The organism is Mycobacterium sp. DL (assembly GCF_039729195.1).
Lineage (GTDB): Bacteria > Actinomycetota > Actinomycetes > Mycobacteriales > Mycobacteriaceae > Mycobacterium > Mycobacterium hippocampi_A.
The window spans coordinates 1,293,879-1,312,591 of sequence record NZ_CP155796.1 but is presented as its reverse complement, the minus strand read 5'-3'; the positions used below and the strand labels follow the sequence as shown (position 1 = coordinate 1,312,591).

Genomic DNA, 18,713 nt, shown 5'->3' with positions numbered 1-18,713 from the left:
ATCAACTCCCGACGGTCAGCCCGACCTTCTGGAACTCCTTGAGGTCGCAGTAGCCGGCCTTGGCCATCGACCTACGCAGACCACCGACGAGGTTCAACGAGCCGAACGGGTCGTCCGAGGGTCCGTTGAGCACCTGCTCCAGCGACGGTCGCTCGTCGGCGGCCACCTCCAGCAGGGCGCCGCGCGGCAGTGACGGGTGCGCCGCTGCTGCGGGCCAGAACCAGCCTCCCCCAAGCGCTTCGGCGGCCGAGGCCAACGGGGTGCCGAGCACTGCGGCGTCCGCACCGCAGGCGATCGCCTTCGCGAGGTCTCCGGAGGTGTGGATGTCGCCGTCGGCGAGCACGTGCACGTACCGCCCGCCGGTCTCGTCGAGGTACTCGCGCCGTGCCGCCGCGGCGTCGGCGATGGCCGTGGCCATCGGCACGCTGATACCCAGAACCTCGTCCGAGGTCGTCACCCCGGAGGTCGAGCCGTAGCCGACGATGACGCCGGCGGCGCCGGTGCGCATCAGGTGCAGTGCGGTGCGGTGGTCGAGCACGCCTCCGGCGACCACGGGGACGTCCAACTCGGAGATGAAGGTCTTCAGATTGAGCGGTTCGGAGTCCTGCGCGACGCGCTCGGCGGAGATGATCGTGCCCTGGATGACCAACAGGTCGATGCCCGCCGCCACCAATGTGGGCGTCAGCGCCTGCGCGTTCTGCGGGCTGATGCGCACCGCGGTGGTCACCCCGGCCTCGCGGATTCGCGCGACGGCGGCCCCGAGGAGCTCGGGATCTATTGGCGCCGAATGTAATTGCTGAAGCAGCCGGATCGACTCCGACGGATAGGGCTCTTTGTGCGCGGCCTCGAGGACTTCGGTGATGCGCGCACCGACATCGGCGTGCCGCCCGATCAGTCCTTCCCCGTTGAGCACACCGAGGCCGCCGAGGCGTCCGAGCTCGATCGCGAACTCCACCGAGACCAGGGCGTCGGTGGGATGCGCGATGACCGGGATCTCGAACCGGTACGCATCCAGCTGCCAGGACGTCGAGACGTCCTTCGAGGAGCGGGTGCGCCGCGACGGGACGATGTTGATGTCACCGAGTTCGTAGGTTCGACGCGCGGTCCGGCCCATGCCGATTTCGACCATGTCTCGCATGTTGATCAGTCCTTGATCGGGCCGGGGCCCTAGCGGTTGGAGTAGTTCGGGGCTTCCACGGTCATGGTGATGTCGTGAGGGTGGCTCTCCTTGAGCCCGGCCGCGGTGATCTGGACGAACTGGGCCTGCTGCAGTTGCTCGATCGTCGCCGAGCCGGTGTAACCCATCGCCGCCCGCAGTCCACCTGTGAGCTGGTGGATGACGGTCGACAGCGGTCCCCGGTAGGGCACCCGCCCCTCGATGCCCTCGGGCACCAGCTTGTCCTCGGAGAGCACGTCGTCCTGGAAGTACCGGTCCTTGGAGTACGAGCCGCGAGACGGACCGGACGCATCCCCACCGCTGGCCCGGCCCTGCATGGCACCCAGTGAGCCCATCCCGCGATAGCCCTTGAACTGCTTGCCGTTGACCAGGATCAGATCGCCCGGGGACTCGGCGGTGCCGGCGAGCAGGGATCCCAGCATCGTGGTGGATGCGCCTGCGGCCAGCGCCTTGGCGATGTCGCCGGAGTACTGCAGCCCGCCATCGGCGATCACCGGCACTCCGTAGGGCTTGCAGGCCGCCACCGCCTCCATGATCGCGGTGATCTGCGGGGCACCGACACCGGCGACCACCCGGGTGGTGCAGATCGACCCGGGGCCGACACCGACCTTCACCGCGTCGGCGCCGGCGTCGACGAGTGCGGCGGCCGCGGCCCGGGTGGCGACGTTTCCGCCGACCACCTCCACGCGGTCACCGACAGCAGCCTTCAGCCGGTGCACCATGTCGAGCACGCCACGGTTGTGGGCGTGGGCGGTGTCCACGATCAGCACGTCGACGCCTGCGTCGGCGAGCGTCATCGCCCGCGTCCACGCGTCGTTGCCGACGCCCACCGCCGCGCCGACCAGCAGTCGGCCGTCGCTGTCCTTGGTGGCCAACGGGAACTGCTCGGTCTTGACGAAGTCCTTGACGGTGATCAGCCCGGTGAGCTTGCCGCTGCCGTCGACGATCGGAAGCTTCTCGATCTTGTACCGGCGCAACAGCCCGAGGGCCGCCTCAGCGGACACCCCCGCCTGCGCGGTGATCAGCGGCGACTTGGTCATCACCTCGGAGACCGGCTTGGACTGGTCGACCTCGAAGCGCATGTCGCGGTTGGTGATGATCCCGACCAGCGCGCCGGCCTCGTCGACCACCGGCAGGCCCGAGATGCGGAACCGCGCACACATGGCGTCGACCTCGGCCAGCGTGTTGTGGGGCGAGCAGGTCACGGGGTCGGTGACCATCCCGGCCTCGGAGCGCTTGACGGTCTCGACCTGCCCGGCCTGCTCGGCCATCGGGAGATTGCGGTGCAGCACCCCCATGCCCCCGGCCCGCGCCATCGCGATCGCCATGCGCGATTCGGTGACGGTGTCCATCGCAGAACTCACCAGCGGGACCTTCAGCCGGATCCGACGGGTCAGCTGGCTCGAGGTGTTGGCTGTGGCGGGAATCACATCGGAGGCGGCCGGCAGCAGCAGCACGTCGTCAAAAGTGAGCCCCAGCATCGCGACCTTGGTGGGGTCGTCACCGCCGGTGGGCACCGGAACGGCGATGGGGATGCTGCTTTCGGCGATCGACATGGGGTGGGCCTCCAGTAACAGTGCAGCCAGGCACAGACGCGACCTGAATGCCACATCTTATCGGCAACCAGCGTGCGGTTTCGGTTCCCTCGACGTGCCCCGGGAGTGCTGGCGCGATGCCTGGGGGGCTGCGTACTCTTGGTGTCGTGCGAGATCACTTGCCACCAGGACTGCCACCCGACCCGTTCGCCGACGACCCGTGCGACCCGTCGGCTGCGCTCGACGCCCTGGAGCCGGGCCAGCCGCTGGATCCGCAGGAGCGCACCGCGGTCGAAGCCGACCTCGCTGATCTGGCGGTATACGAGGCATTGCTGGCCCACAAGGGAATTCGCGGGCTCGTGGTCTGCTGTGACGAATGCCAGCAGGACCACTATCACGACTGGGACATGCTGCGCGCCAACCTGCTGCAGCTGCTCGTCGACGGCACCGTCCGTCCGCACGAACCTGCTTTTGATCCCGAGCCCGATGCCTACGTCACGTGGGACTACTGCCGCGGGTACGCCGACGCCTCCCTCAATGAAGCGGCGTCAGAGCCCGACGGCTATCGCTGAGGGCTGAATCCCCAGGCTCGCGTCAGCTCGGCCCCTCGGGCGTCTGCGCGGGTACGACCAGGGTCGTGGTGGGCAACGGCGCCGCCGGTGTCGGTGACGGTGACGGTTCGACCGTCGGCGTCGGAATCGGAGTCGCCGTCGTCCGCGGGCGTGGCGTCGGAATCGGCGTCGCTGTCGTCTGCGGGCTCGGCGTCGGAATCGGCGTCGCTGTCGTCTGCTGAGTCGCCGTGGATGACGGCGCCGAGCTCGGTGCCGTCTCTGCGGCCGTCGACGACGTCGCCGACGCGGACGACTGGGAGATCACCGACGACGACGTGGTGGTCGGCGCCGAAGTCGACGGACTCGTCGTCGAACTCGGTGCCGTCGTCTCAGTCGTGGTCGAGGTCGTCGGCGAAGCGCTCGTCTCCGACGTCGACGGCGTGGTCGTCTCCGAGGATGACGGCGTCGTCGTCTCCGAGGACGTCGTGGAGGGCGACGACGTGGCCGGCTCCGAGGTCACCGACGTATCGGTGATCAGCGTGCCCGGGTCCAGGTTCACCACCGGAACCTCCGGGAAGGTGGGCAGCGGAGCCCCCGGCGGCGGCGTCGCAGCTGCATCCTGAGCCTCGACCTTGACCGTCAGCTCCTGCCACTGCGTGACCAGTTCCTGTTTGCTCGCAACGTCATCCACCGTCGCGACGGTGGTCGTGATCGTTTCCAGCTTGGCCTGCGCGGCCTGCCAGTCGCCCTGATCGATGAGCTGCTGGACCTCGGCCATCTCGGTCTGAGCGGCCAGGATCACCGCGTCGTCCCGCAGCGTCGCCTCCTCACCGAAGAGCATCGAGCGCAGCCCGTACAGCGCATCCCCGGGGCCCGCCCCCGCCACCACCGCGCCGAAGCCGCCCAGGCACAGCACCGCGGCGGCCGCCGAACCCACCACCGCGAGGGACAGCCGTCGCCGGCGTCCCGGCGACGTGGCGCCGTCCAGTACCCGCGCGGCCTCATTGACCGTCACCAACTCGGCCATCGGGGTCTCGCGAACGTCGTCGCGCCAGCCCGCCAGCAGGTTCGCCAGCTCAGCCTCGCCATGGTCGGTCGAGTACACCGGTTGCTGCGAGGCCAACGCGTCGAGGAACTGATCGCTGCGATTGATCTCGTTGATCGAGGGGTCGCCGCCGTTGGCGGTCCACCGTCCGAAGTCAGGCATAGTCACGACCCGTCGACACGATCTCGGTCTTGAGCCGCGCCAGAGCGCGGTGCTGCGCCACCCGCACCGCACCCGCGGTGCTGCCGACGGCCTCCGCGGTCTCCTCGGCGCTCATTCCGACGACAACCCGCAGGATCAGGATCTCGCGTTGCTTCTCGGGGAGGATCTGCAGCAGTTCGTTCATCCGGGCAGACTGCGCGGAGTCGATCGCCAGCTGCTCGGGCCCCGGCTCATGCGAGAGACGTTCCGGGACGACATCCATCGGATCGGCCCGGTTGCGCCCGGCTGCCCGGTGCGCGTCAGCAACCTTGTGTGCAGCGATGCCGTAGACAAAGGCCAGGAACGGTCGTCCCTGATCCCTGTAACGCGGCAGCGCCGTGATGGCAGCCAAGCACACCTCCTGAGCAACGTCGTCTGCTGAGAGACCACTGCGTTCCGTGGTCCCCACCCTGGCCCGGCAATACCGGACGATGATGGGGCGGATGGTCGCCAGCACGTCCCGGAGTGCATCTCGATCGCCTGCCACTGCCTCAGCAACGACAGCGTCGAGATGTTCTCCCGAAATTGTCATCGTGGGCGATATCTCCAGCGTTACGTCGAGGACACATCCCGTTGGGGAGGTGATGCTGCCGGCAGGCAGGCGGCCCCACCACGCGGTGCGGCTCAGCTAAACAATAACGACCGGATAGGCCACAACCCGGTTACCACGAGCGCCACACGCCGCCCCGTCGGATCACGGTTTGGGCAGACTCGTCGCGGATGGTGGTGACCTCGGCGTGTGAATGGTCGTCGCTGCCGATGTCGGCGAGCAGACACGACACCGCCCACCGCAGCGGCACGAGGCCGAACGATCCCGCCTCCCGGAGCGCTCGGTCCGCCTCCCGCCGCGACGACTCGATGTCACCACTGCTGCACCGGGCGGCGGCCAGAACCACGCGGGACTTCACGGTGTGCCGTGCCGACGTCAGGCTCGCTGCGAGCCGCAGACCACGCTCAGCGTGGTCGACCGCGGCCGCGCCGTCACCGCTGACCATCGCGAGTTCGGCCGACACCCAGGCCAACCGCACGGGTAGGCGCGACGCCGTCGACTCATCGATCAGATCCGCGGCTCGTCGAAGAGCCCGTGCCGATGCGGCGAACCGACCGACGCCCAGCGCGTCGGCGGCCAGCCCGATGAGCGCGTCGGCGGCCGGCGTCGCTGCGCCGTCGGCGCGGGCCAGCGCCTGCCCGTCCAGGGAGCGGGCCCGGTCATGCCAGCCGAGCTGCCGCAGGAACGACGCCCGGGTGCTGAGGGCCAACGACGCGTAGGCGCCGCGCCCTGCCGGCCGGCACAGCGTGTCCAGGTCGGTCAGAGCGCTCGCGTAGCGGCCCTGTCCGCCCGCGGCCACCGCGCGCAGCCACAGGTCGTGTGGAGTCATCGCGAGCGGCATCGGCCAGTGGCCCGGATTTCCACCGAACGCAATGTCTTCCAGCATCGGAGGGCGAGGCTACCAATAAGGATAGGTTTCTGAAATCGCCCGAGTTAACAATTTGTGGTCGCCGTGTTAATTCCATGTCAACCGCCTCCTCGGCACGGCTAATTGATCAGCCGACACAGCGGGAACTGATCAGCCAAAACAGCCATTTGAGTCGCGCGGCGGCAAAAGCCTGTAGCACCGAACTCGTTGCCCGCAAGTCGGATCGATGAACGCGATGTAAATTCTCTGGCTGCGGTTATGCGGTTACGCACAGTGCCAGCCTATTGACGGCAATTCCAAAGCCCTTCTACGTTGTGTGCACGAGAGGTCACCGGCGACTGAGCTCGGATCTGTTTCAACACTCACGCATTCGATGCGTACGCGAATCGGATGTGCAGAGAGGGGTTTTCCAATGCCACAGCCGCAACAGTTGCCTGGTCCGAACGCCGATATCTGGGATTGGCAGATGGCAGGACTCTGCCGGGGAGTCGATTCCTCGATGTTCTTCCACCCCGACGGCGAGCGTGGCCGCGCTCGCGCACAGCGTGAGATGCGGGCCAAGGAGATGTGCCGCCGCTGCCCCGTCATCACCCAGTGCCGCACCCACGCGTTGGGTGTCGGCGAGCCCTACGGCATCTGGGGTGGACTCAGCGAGTCCGAACGCGAACTGCTCCTCAAGCGTGGGATCCGCCGCACGGCCTGAGGGATCAGCCAGCGACGAATCCGGCGGGGCGGATCAGCCGGAAGCGACCGCAGCCGAAACGCACCGGCTAGCATCGACCCACGCGGTCACCAACAGCGGTCGCATTGTGAAAGTGGGTGGTTCCCACTATGTCGACCCGGGGCACTCGCCGGCGTCTCATCATCACCCTGAGCATCGGACTGGTGTTGAGCGCATGCTCCCCGTCGCCCATGTCCGAGCCACCGCCGGACGAATGGGGCACCGACGGCGAGGTCACAGTGTTGCTGGCCGACACACTGTCCACCCCCCGCTGGTTTACCGGCACCGACGGTAAGACGCACCTGGTCTACGAGTTGGTGCTGACCAATGTCGCACCTGCGGCGGTCGATCTCAGCGCCGTCGAAGTGCACGATGCCATTTCGGGCGCTTCGCTGATCCGCCTGACAGACGATTCGTTGCGTGAAGCGACATCTTTGGCGGCATCCGTCGAGACGGCCACGGTGACGTTGCCTCCGTCGTCGGTCGGCGTGGTGTGGATGGACATTCCCCTCGACAGTCCCGCCGTCCCGTCAGCGATCACCCACCGAGTGGCCGTTCATCCCATTGCGGATACTCCGGATTCCGGCATCGCGTGGGCATTCACAACGCCTGCGATGGAGGTTGATCAAAAGGCACCTCTCGTCATCGGCCCGCCGCTGACCGGACCGAACTGGGCGGCCCTGGGCAGCTGTTGCGACGGTCCGCATCGCCGTGCCCCGTATCCCATCGGCGGCCGGTGGTATCTCGCTCAGCGGTTCGCCGTCGACTTCAATCAGTTGGACTCGCAGAACCGTCCTGGTATCGGCGACCCGTTGTCGCCCAGTAGTTTTCCGACTTTCGGCCAATCGGTGCTCGCAGTCGCCGACGGCACCGTGGTCGCCGCCGTAGACGGCAATCCGGACTTACGAGTCAACGAGGCTCGCGAGGAGCCCACCCCGGAGAATGCGGGCGGTAATCGAGTGATCATCGACATCGGTGAGGGGCGCTTCGCCGTCTATGCCCACCTACACATGGACAGCGTTTCCGTACAGGAGGGTGACGTCGTGTCACGCGGGCACCGAATCGCCGCTGTAGGCAGTTCAGGCACGACCGGCGGACCACACCTGCATTTTCAGATCAGCGACCGCCCCTCGGTCGTGCTCGCTGACGGCATGCCCTACGCCTTCGACGCCTTCGACCTCACCGGGCAGACTCCACCGCTGGCCGTAGTGCTGAAGCACTACGACACGCTGCAGCCAATTCCTCTCAGCACCAACAACACTGGAACCCGCCACGACCAATTGCCACTTGGGCGCGATGTCATGACATTTCCGGCGATCAACGGGGGCGGGTAGCCGATTGTCTTCTCGGTAGTGGCAAATATGAGCCACTAGTGACCCTCCGCTGGGTTGAGGCCGAAGACCACAGTGGGGGCTGACTTTCCCTTCAGAGCGTGTGCCCCTCGGTCAACGAGTCCCTGCGGTCGAGAAACCAGGGCGTCTACGGTGTGGCCAGAGAGAAGGATGGCGTCGCCGGTGGCCTTGGTGAGCTGCTCGACACGGGCGGCCACGTTCGTCGTGTCGCCGATGAGGCCGAACTCGAGATGAGGTCCGCTGCCGATGGTGCCGGCGATCACCACACCGGTGTTGATCCCGATGCCGATCCGAAGCTCATCCTCGAATCGCTCGGCGACCAAGCGGTGAATCAGCACGGCAGCGCTCACCGCGGCGTCGGCGTGATCCGCAAGATCGTTGGGGGCGCCGAAGACGGCCATCGCGCCGTCGCCGAGAAACTTGTTGATGTGCCCTCGGGCGTCGACGACGGTGGGCACCACGATGTCGAACAGCGCGTTGAGCCGGGCGACGGCCTCCTCCGCGGTGTGCGCCTCGGCGTACGGGGTGAAGTCGCGGATGTCGACGAACATCACCGTTACCTCGCGGCGCTCACCGGTGAACACGTCATCACCCTGTGCAAGTAGCCGAGCCGCGAGCGCTGGATCGACGTAGGCGCCGAATGCTGCCTGAAGTCGTTGCCGCTCAGCCAATCCCGCCTGCATGCGGTTGAACGAGGCAGCCAGCGCGCCCAGGTCGTCGTCCTGCACCACCGGCAGTCGACGACTGTAATGACCGAGCGCGACACGTTCTGTTCCTTCAGCGAGGTCGCGGATGGGCTGCAAATACGGTGAGGTCGTCACGACTGCCAACTGCCCGGAGACGAGCATCAACGCGCCCCCGATCACGACGGAAATGGCCGGATCCTCTGGGGCGCGGTCGATCAGCGCTGCCACGATCGCACCCGCGGTGCCGAAAGCGAACGCCACGGCGAGTGTGTACACCTTGGACCACATGGCAAAGGTCGGGCGAGAGCGGGGTAGAGAGTCGCCGATTCCGGTGTTGCCGGCGATGGCGCCCCTTGCCGGTCGCAGCGCTCCTTCGACGAAACTGTGCACACTGATGACCGCGATGGCCCCGCCGTACGCGGCACCGACGATCCCGTATTGGACCAGGCGCGATCCGGTCGCCCCTGCCATCGCACCGACAACAACCCCAAGCAGAGCAGCCCAGACGACATCGGTCGCAATCGCTCGGGCAGTCAGCCTGCGTGTGTACGTGAAGGTGGCGATCAGTGCCGTCATCGGATCGATCTGGTCGCCCGCTGCCCACCGTTGGAACGGGCTCACTCCTTTCGAGCCGGGAAGAACCCACACGAAGACGCGTACCACGAGGGCGACAGCGGTGATGACGACCGCTTCGACGTAGCGGCCAGACCCTTCGAACGCGACGATGATCAAGGTGTAGCTGAGATAGACCACCAGACCCGGTGGATAAACGAGGACGCAGATCGCCCACGAATAACTCGGCCCGTACCGATCCCACACCCACTGGAAAATGCGGTCCATGCAGAAACAAAACACCCCCGGCCAGATGGCCGGGGGTGTTTCGTTGGCACTACCTAGTGCGAGTGACCGTGGCCGTGCGAATGGCCGTGGCCGTCGTCCTCAGCCTCCGCCGGCTTGTCGACGATTGCCGTTTCGGTGGTCAGGATCATCCGGGCAACAGACGCCGCGTTGACAACCGCAGAGCGGGTGACCTTCACGGGGTCGATGACACCGTCGGCGAGAAGGTCGCCGTATTCCAGCGTGGCGGCGTTGAAGCCATGCCCGGCCGGAAGCTCCGAGACCTTGTTCACCACGACCGAGCCGTCGAGCCCGGCGTTGGTGGCGATCCAGTACAGCGGCGACGACAACGCCGAGGAGAACACGTCGACACCGAGCGCTTCGTCACCGGACAGTGATTCGCGCAGCTTCGCGAGACCGGCGCGAGCCTGGACCAGCGCCGCACCGCCACCGACGACGATGCCCTCCTCCACAGCGGCCTTCGCTGCGGAGACGGCGTCCTCGACGGCTTCCTTACGCTTCTTCAGATCGGTCTCGGTGGCCGCGCCGACCTTGATGACGGCGACGCCGCCGGCCAACTTGGCCAGCCGCTCTTCGAGCTTCTCGCGATCCCAATCGGAGTCGCTCGCCTCGATCTCGGCCCGCAGCTGCGCCGCACGGCCGTCGATGGCTTCCTTGGTGCCGCCACCGTCGACGAGCGTGGTGCTGTCCTTGTCGACGACGACGCGCCGCGCCGTACCCAGGACTTCGAGGCCGGCCTCACGCAGCACCAGACCCACGTCGGGGTTGACGACCTGGCCACCGGTCACGACCGCGAGGTCATCGAGGAACGCCTTGCGGCGATCACCGAAGAACGGCGCCTTGACCGCAACGGCCTTCAGCGTCTTGCGGATTGCGTTGACCACCAGAGTGGACAGCGCCTCACCCTCGACGTCCTCGGCGACGATGAGCAGCGGCTTGCCACTCTCGGCGACCTTCTCCAGCAGTGGCAGCAGGTCCGGCAGCGAGCTGATCTTCTCGCGGTGCAGCAGCACCAGCGCGTCCTCGAGGATGGCCTGCTGGGCGTCGAAGTCGGTGACGAAGTACGCCGACAGGTAACCCTTGTCGAACCCGACGCCGTCGGTGATCTCCAGCTCGGTCAGCAGTGTCGAGGATTCCTCGACGGAGACCACGCCGTCGTGGCCGACCTTGGTCATCGCCTCGCCGACGAGCTCGCCGACCTCGGCGTCGCGCGAGGACACCGTGGCGACCTGGGCGATCGACTTCTTGTCGGTGACGGGGGTGGCACCGGCCAGCAGCGCCTCGGAAACCGCATCGGCGGCCTTCGCGATGCCGGCACCGAGTGCGATCGGGTTGGCGCCGGCGGCGACGTTGCGCAGACCGGCCTTGACCAGTGCCTGAGCCAGTACGGTCGCGGTGGTGGTGCCGTCACCGGCGACGTCGTTGGTCTTGGTGGCCACCGACTTCACCAGCTGTGCGCCGAGGTTCTCGAACGGATCCTCGAGGTCGATCTCCCGGGCGATGGTCACGCCGTCGTTGGTGACGGTCGGCCCACCGAATGCCTTGGCGAGCACCACGTGCCGGCCACGCGGGCCGAGGGTCACCTTGACCGCGTCGGCGAGCTTGTCGACGCCGGCCTCCATGGCGCGACGCGCTGTTTCGTTGAATTCAATCTGCTTGCTCATAAGTTTCTTTCCCTAAAGGCGGGTATGACGCGCACCGCCCCGGACATCACCCGTATGCGGGAACGTCCGGGGCGGAGCACGATATTGCTTACTTGGAAACGACAGCCAGCACGTCGCGCGCCGACAGGATCAGGTACTCCTCGTTGTTGTACTTGATCTCGGTGCCGCCGTACTTGCTGTAGATCACCACGTCGCCCTCAGACACGTCCAGGGGAATCCGCTTCTCGCCATCCTCATCCCAGCGGCCGGGGCCTACTGCGACGACGGTGCCTTCCTGCGGCTTCTCCTTGGCGGTGTCGGGGATGACCAGACCGGATGCGGTCGTGGTCTCGGCCTCGTTGGCCTGAACGAGGATCTTGTCCTCGAGTGGCTTGATGTTCACGCTCGCCACGATGGAGCCCCTTCACTCATGTTGGTGTATGTATTCGGCGGCCGGTGACCGCCCTCGCGCCGTCGTCGCGGGTGCCGACACAGGGGTTGAACCGACTGCCGCCTAGCACTCTATACACGCGAGTGCTAACACTCAAGGGTCGGGTCTGCTGCCACGGGCGTCGGTCGCGACCGAGCCGTATCCACAACCTCTCACCAGAGGGCCGCGGTTATCCACAAGCGGCGACCCTGACAGAAAGTTTGAGTCAGTGGAGCCGGGTAGAATCGAACACATGTTCGAGTCGATGTTCGCCGGCGTGGCTGAGGATGCGTTGGTGGGTGTGATCGAGGCTGCCGCGCGGGAGGAGGCGGCGGCCGGCGCGCGGCGGTTGGCGGCGATCGCGGAGTTGGTGGACCGCTGTGTCGATGAGGACGATGAGCGTGGTGGGTGGGCTGTTGATCCGTGGGATCACACCGCGGCGCGGGTGGCGGCGGCGTTGACGGTAGGCCATCGCCGCGCGTCGGGTCAGATGCGGATCGCGGTGGCGTTGCGGTACCGATTGCCGAAGGTGGCGGCACTGTTCAGTGCGGGGGCGCTCAGTGCGCGGGTGATTTCGGAGTTGACGTGGCGCACCCAGTTGGTGCAGGACCCTGCGTTGATCACCCTCATCGATGCCGAACTGGCGGACAAAGCGGTGCGGTGGGGGCCGTTGTCGGTGGTGGTGTTGGGTCGGGCGATCGACGCGGTGATCGAGCGGTATGACCCCGAGGCGGTGCGCCGTGCCCGGGAGGTGATCCGGACCCGGGATTTCCATATCGGGGCGTGTGAGGACACCAATGAGTTCACCGTGGTGTGGGGGCGGTTGTCACCCACGGATGCGGCGGCGTTGCGGGCGCGGATCACCGCGATGGTGGCCGGGGTGTGTCCGGATGATCCGCGCACCGCCGGTGAGCGCTGGGCCGATGCGGTGGGCGCGTTGGGCCACGGCAACACCGTGCTGGACTGCCGGTGCGGCGGCGAACACTGCCCAGCCACACCAGCGCCGTCCTCGTCGGTGGTGATCCGGGTGATCGCCGACCAGGCCGCCGTGGACGCGGCCCGCAAACTGATCGCCGCCCAGAACGCCGAACACGCCCGCACCACGACCACGGAAACGACACCCGCCGAGACTGAGCCCGCTGAGCCGACGCCGGCCGAGAACGCCCGGCCCGCCGAGCCGACGCCAGCCGAGAACGCCCAGCCCGCTGAGTCGATGCCCACAGAGGAGCCCGAGGCGACGCCCCCGGAGGAGCCCGAGCCGACGCCACCAGACGATGTTGAGTCCGAGTGCGCGCCGTCGCGGTTGACCGATTCGGGGCTGGCGGTGTTGCCCGGGCGTGGGGTGATCCCCACCGCGGTGCTGGCCGAAGCGCTGCGCGGCGGGGCGAAAGTCGCCCCGCTGTGGCTGCCCGGCCCCGATCCCGAACCGCACTACCGGCCCTCAGCACGGCTGGCGGAGTTCATCCGCGTCCGCGACATGTTCTGCCGCTTCCCGGGCTGCGACGTGCCCGCTGATCGCTGCGACATCGACCACGTCGAGCCGTGGCCGCTGGGTCTGACTCATCCGTCGAACCTGAACTGCAAGTGCAGAAGTCATCATTTGATGAAGACTTTCTGGGGCGGACCCGACGGCTGGCGCGACGCCCAGCTACCCGATGCCACAGTCATCTGGACCGCCCCCGACGGACGGACCTACACCACCAAACCCGGCAGCCGACTGTTCTTCCCGTCCTACACCCTGGCCACCGCCGAGCTGCCCCCACCGGCCTGCGGCCCACCAATCAATCCGGCCCGCACCGCAATGATGCCGCGCCGACGACGCACCCGCGCCGCCGACAACGCCGCACGCATCAAAGCCGAACGCGCACTCAACAGCCGCGGCGACTTCTGAAGTACCTGTTCGCCGCAGGTCGATACATCAGCACCAGTGCGACGAGCACCGCGACAACATGGGCGACGCGCAACACGATCACGGCGATCGTCGGAGCGTCTGCCTCGGCGACGAACGCCCCCGCTGATCCGCCGGCAACCAACCATGAAATCGGCTCTGCGACAAGCGAGAAAAGCCCCAGACCACCGAGCGCCACGGTCAGGAAGATCCGAGCCCAACCACGACCACGCCTCAGCTGCACGATCACCACCGTGACAAGCCCGTAAATCACAACCCGAACCGGCAACTGCACAGCCGCGTCGTACTGCTCGCTCGTCAGCGCGTGGATCGCCGTCTCGACCACACCGGCGGCAACCGCGATCAACCAACTACACACCGACCACCGCACCGCCGACGGCAACACTGTGGTGTCCGCTGGCACCACTGTCACGCAACCTGGCCCTGCACCACCGGTAGTCCCGGGTCGCTGGCCACGTCCAACGGCGACGCCGAGGCTCCGGCCGCGATCAAGTGCGCGGCGAACGACGCGATCATCGCGCCGTTGTCGGTGCACAGCCGCGGCCTCGGAATACGCAGGATCAGTCCCGCATCGGCGCACCGCTGCGCCGCCAGCTCGCGCAGCCGCGAATTCGCCGCCACTCCCCCGGCGATCAGCAACGTCGACACCTCGAGTTCCTGCGCTGCGCGAACAGCTTTCGCAGTCAGCACATCGGCGACGGCCTCCTGGAACCCCGCAGCCACGTCGGCCTGCGACGCCTCGGGATGACGCTCGACATAGCGCGCCACCGCAGTTTTCAACCCCGAGAAGCTGAACGAATACGCCGCGTCACGCGGACCGGTCATGCCGCGGGGAAAGGTGATCGCGTTCGGATCGCCGGTGCGGGCAAGCTCGTCGAGGACCCTGCCCCCGGGATAGCCCAGACCGAGCAGACGGGCGATCTTGTCGTAGGCCTCACCGGCGGCATCGTCGACTGTGGAGCCCAATTCCACGATCGGCTCCCCCAGCGACCGCACGTGCAGCAGATTGGTGTGACCCCCGGACACCAGCAGGCCGATGCTCTCCGGCAGCGGACCGTGGTCGAAGACATCGGCGGCCAAGTGTCCACCGAGATGGTTGACGGCGTAGAACGGAACCTGCCACGCAGCCGAATACGCCTTGGCCGCAGCCACTCCCACCAACAGTGCGCCGGCCAATCCCGGTCCGATGGTGGCGGCGACGACGTCGGGCCTGCCGATGCCCGCGGCCTGGAGGGCCCGACGCATGGTCGGGCCCAACGCCTCCAGATGCGCGCGCGACGCGATCTCGGGGACCACACCGCCGAAGCGGGCGTGCTCGTCGACGCTGGACGCCACCTCGTCGGCGAGCAGCGTGACCGTGCCGTCGTCGCCGAGTTCGGCGATGCCCACACCGGTTTCGTCACAGGAACTCTCGATGGCCAGGACGATCATTGCCGCTCCCGTTTCATGGTGTAGGCATCGGCTCCACTGACGCGGTAGTAGCGCTTACGCACACCCACCCGCGTGAAGCCGTGGTTCTCGTACAGTGCGATCGCCGCCACATTGTCGGTTCGGACCTCAAGGAAAATCGTTGCCCCCTCGGCGTATTCGAACAACCGAAGCAGCAGTTCCCTGCCGATGCCCTGCCCCTGGTAGGCGGGATCAACACCGATGGTGTGAATCTCGTACTCGAACGGCCGGGTCCGGCCGAGTCGGGCGATGCCCGCATAGCCGACCAGTTTGTCATCGATCCGGGCCGCCTCGTAGTGGTTGTGTTTGGCCGCGAGCTCGGCCAGGAACGCGCGTTCGGGCCACGGGTCGTCGCCGTCGAACAGCTGGGCTTCCAGTTCGGCACATCGGACAGCGTCAGCGGGCGTCAGTGGGCCGTAGATCGCGGTCATCGCGGCGCCGCCTGCGGCTTGGCGTCGGGTCTACGCAGATACATCGGGATCAGCGGCTCGGGCTCTGAGTCCCAATCCGCGACGGCAGCAACCAATCCCGCCGCAGTCGGGTAGACCGGCGCCAGCAGCGGGAGGTCGAACATGGCCGCGTGCTCGGGCGACCCGGCGACCGCCTCGGCCCCACCGGGCACGTCGGCGGCCGCGTTCACGGCCGGTCCGTCCACCCGCACCCCGTCGCGGTAGCGCGCCCAGTACACCTCACGGCGCCTCGCGTCGGTGACCACCAGCACCTCACCGACGGTGCCGACGGCGATCGCGTCCAGACTGCACACTCCACGCACCGGGGCGCCGAGAGCGTGGCCGAACGCGGCCGCAGTGGCCATCCCCACCCGAAGCCCCGTGAACGGGCCCGGGCCGCACCCGACGACGACGGCATCGAGCTGATCGACAACGACCTCGGCGTCTCTCAGCGCGCCGACGATGTTGGGGGTCAACCGTTCCGCGTGTGCGCGCGCATCAACGGTCACCTGCTCGGCGAGCACTTCGACGACGTCACCGTCGAGTCGGACGACGCCCGCCGTGACCGCGGGCGTCGCGGTGTCGACTGCCAGCACCAGCCTGCTCACGGCCGACTCCACTGCCACATCGCGGTGCGCACATCGGTCTCGGGGGCACGCTCCAGCCGGATGTCGAGGTGGCTGTCCGACAGCCGCTCGGCGACGCCTTCACCCCATTCGACCACCACCACCGCGTCGTCGAGGTCGGTGTCGAGGTCCAGTGAATCCAGTTCCGCGAGCAGGTCGACCGATGCCTCGTCGAGCAGTCGATACAGGTCGACGTGCACCATCGCCGGGGCACCCGCGCGGCGCGGCCGGTGCACCCGCGCCAGCACGAATGTCGGCGAGACCACGGGTCCGTCGACGTCCATCGCCTGCGCAATCCCCTTGGCGAACACTGTTTTCCCGGCACCCAGCGGTCCGGACAGCACCACCACGTCTCCTGCGCGGAGGTCCCGACCGAGCCTGGCCCCCAGCGCAATGGTGTCGTCTGCGGTGAGCAGTTCGCAGGTACCCGACCGCTCATCCATGGGAGCGCACCCGCTCACGCATCCGTCGGGTCAGTGCCACGAGCTTTGACGGGGTGGCCCGTTCGACCAGCCGAATCAGCGCATCGTTGATGACGTCCGGACGTTCGAGCTGCACCAGATGCCCTGCGTCACAGATGATCACGAGCTCCGACTTCGCCAGTTCGCCGGCCATCTCCTGGGAGTACTCCATCGGCGTGAGCAGGTCGCGGTCACCGCACGCCACCAGCGTCGGCACCTTGCTCAGCGTCTTGAGCCCGTCGGTCTCGTCGTGCACCTCGAGGGCGTGCAAGAACTCCACCAGCGTGGCGATCGGCGTGTCGTGCATCATCCGTTCGGAGAACGCGACGACGCTGGGGCTGATCTTCTCGTCGCCGAACGACGCTGCGCGCAGGATCGGACCGATCACCTTGCGCGCGGCACCTCGACCCCGATGCACCAGCTTGGGCGCGTAGCGCGCGGTGAAACGCACCGCCTCCAGCGCCGGGTTCCTGAGGATCTCGCCCAGCGGGGAGCGTGAAACTCCCTCTGCGGCAGAGGCGATCAGCGCAGCGCCGACGATGCGGGTCGGATAGCGCTGCGGGTACTGGCGGGCGTGCGACAACACCGTCATGCCGCCCATGGAGTGACCGACCAGGACCACGGGCCCGCGCGGCGCCATGACCGCCAGCACGCTCTCCAGGTCCTGGCCCAACTGTTCGACCGTGTAGGTGTCCGGCGACGATTCCCCGGACTGCCCGTGCCCGCGCTGGTCGTAGAACACCATGCGGACCTGCGGTCCCCACTGCTCCGAGAGCCGGGCGCGCTGGAAGTGGAACGAACCCATGCGCAGACAGAAGCCGTGGGCGAACACGACGGTCAGAGGCGCGTCCTGGGGACCTACCTCGCGTACCGCGAGCGGCACCCCGTCGGGGGTGGTGACCACACAGCTGCGGTCGGCGTCGAGCAGTTCGAAGTCCTCGTCGAGGTGCGGGTCTTCGCCTTTGAAGCGACGTCGCAGCGACCGTGCTGCCGTCACGCCAGCAGCCGTGCCGACGGCGGAGATCCCGGCCGCACCGGCCAACCAGCCACGTCCGCTCACTGCGACTCACCCCCGCGGTAGCTCCTGACGATCCGGCCCCGGGGACTGGTGACGACCTCGTAGTTGATGGTGCCCAGCAGGTCCGCCCAATCCTGGGCGGTCGGTTCGCCGTCGACGCCGGGTCCGAAGAGGATCGCGTCGTCGCCGACCGCGACCCCGGTCGGATCCGGGCCGAGATCCACCACGAACTGGTCCATGCAGATCCGGCCGACGCCCGGATACCGTCGCCCGTTGATGGACACCTCGAGGCGATTGCTCAGCGTTCGGAAGACGCCGTCGGCGTATCCGGCAGGGATCAGCGCGACGGTGGTGTCCCGCGGGGTGACCCAGGTGTGTCCGTAGGACACGCCGTCACCGGCCTTCAACGAGCGGATCAGCACAACCGGACAGGTCACGGTCATCGCCGGGTGCAGTCCCATGTCGCCACGCTCCGGGACCGGGCTCAGGCCGTACACCGCGATGCCGGGGCGCACCATGTCGAACGCCAGGTCGGGGCGGGTCAACGCCGCCGGCGAGTTGCTCAGGTGCACGACGTCGAAGCGCAACCCGTGGTCGCGAGCCGTCGTCGCCATGTCGGTGAGCCGTCGCGCCTGCAGATCGTTGATCGGGTTGTCCGGGTCGTCCCCGTGCGCCAGGTGCGACATGAGGCCGCGCATCCGCACCGCGTCGTCGGTCTGCGCCCGGTGCAGCGCGGCCAGCACTCCCGGATAGTCGGCCGGTGCGACGCCGTTGCGGCTCAGCCCGGTGTCCACCTTCACGGTGACCGTGGCCGTACGGCCGGTGCGCCGGACGGCGTCGACGACGTCGTCGACCTGCCGTTGCGAGGACACCGCCACCTGGACATCGGCCACCAGCGCGGGCGCGAAGTCGGTGCCCGGGGTGTGCAGCCAGGCCAGGACGGGTGCGGTGATGCCGTCACGGCGCAGTGCCAGCGCCTCGTCGATCGTCGCGACGCCCAGCTCGGCGGCCCCCGCGGCCAACGCGGCGCGGGCCACCGGCGCGGCGCCGTGGCCGTAGCCGTCGGCTTTGACCACCGCCATCACCGCAGCCGAACCTGCGTGTTGGCGCAGGGTGGCCACGTTGTGGGCGATGGCGTCGAGGTCGACGACGGCGCGGGGACTGTTCATGGTTGCGATCACTGC

The 18,713-nt window shown here is 67.7% G+C and carries 19 protein-coding genes; 4 read left to right on the top strand and 15 right to left on the bottom strand.

Annotated features, from left to right (window positions below):
• Position 1: 1 nt before the first annotated feature.
• A complete protein-coding gene (locus tag ABDC78_RS06395; RefSeq protein WP_347133480.1) occupies positions 2 to 1,129 on the bottom strand; it encodes a GuaB3 family IMP dehydrogenase-related protein in 1,128 nt (375 codons plus the stop codon).
• 38 nt (positions 1,130 to 1,167) lie between these two features.
• Entirely contained in the window at positions 1,168 to 2,733 is a 1,566-nt protein-coding gene (guaB, locus tag ABDC78_RS06390) for an IMP dehydrogenase (RefSeq protein ID WP_178358889.1), read from the bottom strand.
• A gap of 146 nt (positions 2,734 to 2,879) precedes the next feature.
• On the opposite strand from guaB, the gene ABDC78_RS06385 reads away from it, so the two are divergent.
• A complete protein-coding gene (locus ABDC78_RS06385; protein ID WP_178358888.1) occupies positions 2,880 to 3,284 on the top strand; it encodes a DUF5319 domain-containing protein in 405 nt (134 codons plus the stop codon).
• A gap of 22 nt (positions 3,285 to 3,306) precedes the next feature.
• On the opposite strand, the gene ABDC78_RS06380 is transcribed toward ABDC78_RS06385, so the two are convergent.
• The 3 genes from ABDC78_RS06380 to ABDC78_RS06370 form a co-directional block, all read right to left on the bottom strand.
• On the bottom strand, positions 3,307 to 4,470 hold the full coding sequence (locus ABDC78_RS06380; protein WP_178358887.1) for an anti-sigma-D factor RsdA: 1,164 nt from the start codon (positions 4,468 to 4,470) through the stop codon (positions 3,307 to 3,309).
• The gene (locus ABDC78_RS06375; RefSeq protein WP_178358886.1) at positions 4,463 to 5,041 is read right to left on the bottom strand and encodes a sigma-70 family RNA polymerase sigma factor; all 579 of its coding nucleotides are present in this window, start codon (positions 5,039 to 5,041) and stop codon (positions 4,463 to 4,465) included. Before ABDC78_RS06375 ends, ABDC78_RS06380 begins: the two co-directional genes overlap by 8 nt.
• 130 nt (positions 5,042 to 5,171) lie before the next feature.
• Complete coding sequence (locus ABDC78_RS06370) at positions 5,172 to 5,945, bottom strand: hypothetical protein (RefSeq protein WP_178358885.1); 774 nt, start codon at positions 5,943 to 5,945, stop codon at positions 5,172 to 5,174.
• A 394-nt stretch (positions 5,946 to 6,339) separates the two neighbouring features.
• On the opposite strand from ABDC78_RS06370, the gene ABDC78_RS06365 reads away from it, so the two are divergent.
• Together ABDC78_RS06365 and ABDC78_RS06360 are read left to right on the top strand one after the other, a co-directional pair.
• Positions 6,340 to 6,630: a WhiB family transcriptional regulator gene (locus tag ABDC78_RS06365; RefSeq protein WP_178358884.1), complete on the top strand. Its 291-nt coding sequence runs from the start codon at positions 6,340 to 6,342 to the stop codon at positions 6,628 to 6,630.
• 209 nt (positions 6,631 to 6,839) lie between these two features.
• Complete coding sequence (locus ABDC78_RS06360; RefSeq protein WP_256736063.1) at positions 6,840 to 7,982, top strand: M23 family metallopeptidase; 1,143 nt, start codon at positions 6,840 to 6,842, stop codon at positions 7,980 to 7,982.
• Positions 7,983 to 8,017: 35 nt separating this feature from the next.
• On the opposite strand, the gene ABDC78_RS06355 is transcribed toward ABDC78_RS06360, so the two are convergent.
• The 3 genes from ABDC78_RS06355 to groES all read right to left on the bottom strand — a co-directional run bounded on the left by ABDC78_RS06355 (position 8,018) and on the right by groES (position 11,599).
• Positions 8,018 to 9,526, bottom strand: a complete 1,509-nt coding sequence (locus ABDC78_RS06355) for an adenylate/guanylate cyclase domain-containing protein (RefSeq protein ID WP_178358882.1) — start codon at positions 9,524 to 9,526, stop codon at positions 8,018 to 8,020.
• A 53-nt stretch (positions 9,527 to 9,579) separates the two neighbouring features.
• Positions 9,580 to 11,208 (bottom strand): chaperonin GroEL, encoded by a 1,629-nt coding sequence (groL, locus tag ABDC78_RS06350; protein WP_178358881.1) that lies wholly within the window; start codon positions 11,206 to 11,208, stop codon positions 9,580 to 9,582.
• Between the two features lie 88 nt (positions 11,209 to 11,296).
• Positions 11,297 to 11,599, bottom strand: a complete 303-nt coding sequence (gene groES / locus ABDC78_RS06345) for a co-chaperone GroES (protein ID WP_048630140.1) — start codon at positions 11,597 to 11,599, stop codon at positions 11,297 to 11,299.
• Positions 11,600 to 11,870: 271 nt separating this feature from the next.
• On the opposite strand from groES, the gene ABDC78_RS06340 reads away from it, so the two are divergent.
• On the top strand, positions 11,871 to 13,508 hold the full coding sequence (locus tag ABDC78_RS06340; RefSeq protein WP_178358880.1) for an HNH endonuclease signature motif containing protein: 1,638 nt from the start codon (positions 11,871 to 11,873) through the stop codon (positions 13,506 to 13,508).
• Here ABDC78_RS06340 and ABDC78_RS06335 read toward each other — a convergent pair.
• The 7 genes from ABDC78_RS06335 to alr are packed head-to-tail and all read right to left on the bottom strand — an operon-like array spanning position 13,486 to position 18,698.
• Positions 13,486 to 13,938, bottom strand: a complete 453-nt coding sequence (locus ABDC78_RS06335) for a hypothetical protein (RefSeq protein WP_178358879.1) — start codon at positions 13,936 to 13,938, stop codon at positions 13,486 to 13,488. The two genes, ABDC78_RS06340 and ABDC78_RS06335, sit on opposite strands and share 23 nt — an antisense overlap.
• Entirely contained in the window at positions 13,935 to 14,957 is a 1,023-nt protein-coding gene (tsaD, locus tag ABDC78_RS06330; RefSeq protein WP_178358878.1) for a tRNA (adenosine(37)-N6)-threonylcarbamoyltransferase complex transferase subunit TsaD, read from the bottom strand. The genes ABDC78_RS06335 and tsaD overlap by 4 nt, the downstream gene beginning before the upstream one ends.
• A complete protein-coding gene (gene rimI / locus ABDC78_RS06325) occupies positions 14,954 to 15,406 on the bottom strand; it encodes a ribosomal protein S18-alanine N-acetyltransferase (RefSeq protein WP_178358877.1) in 453 nt (150 codons plus the stop codon). The genes tsaD and rimI overlap by 4 nt, the downstream gene beginning before the upstream one ends.
• Positions 15,403 to 16,032: a tRNA (adenosine(37)-N6)-threonylcarbamoyltransferase complex dimerization subunit type 1 TsaB gene (gene tsaB / locus ABDC78_RS06320; protein WP_178358876.1), complete on the bottom strand. Its 630-nt coding sequence runs from the start codon at positions 16,030 to 16,032 to the stop codon at positions 15,403 to 15,405. Before tsaB ends, rimI begins: the two co-directional genes overlap by 4 nt.
• Positions 16,029 to 16,493 carry a tRNA (adenosine(37)-N6)-threonylcarbamoyltransferase complex ATPase subunit type 1 TsaE gene (gene tsaE / locus ABDC78_RS06315; RefSeq protein WP_178358875.1) on the bottom strand — a complete coding sequence of 155 codons (465 nt, stop codon included), beginning with the start codon at positions 16,491 to 16,493 and terminating at the stop codon, positions 16,029 to 16,031. Before tsaE ends, tsaB begins: the two co-directional genes overlap by 4 nt.
• Complete coding sequence (locus ABDC78_RS06310) at positions 16,486 to 17,571, bottom strand: alpha/beta hydrolase (RefSeq protein WP_178358874.1); 1,086 nt, start codon at positions 17,569 to 17,571, stop codon at positions 16,486 to 16,488. The genes tsaE and ABDC78_RS06310 overlap by 8 nt, the downstream gene beginning before the upstream one ends.
• Positions 17,568 to 18,698: an alanine racemase gene (gene alr / locus ABDC78_RS06305; RefSeq protein WP_178358993.1), complete on the bottom strand. Its 1,131-nt coding sequence runs from the start codon at positions 18,696 to 18,698 to the stop codon at positions 17,568 to 17,570. The genes ABDC78_RS06310 and alr overlap by 4 nt, the downstream gene beginning before the upstream one ends.
• Positions 18,699 to 18,713 lie beyond the last annotated feature (15 nt).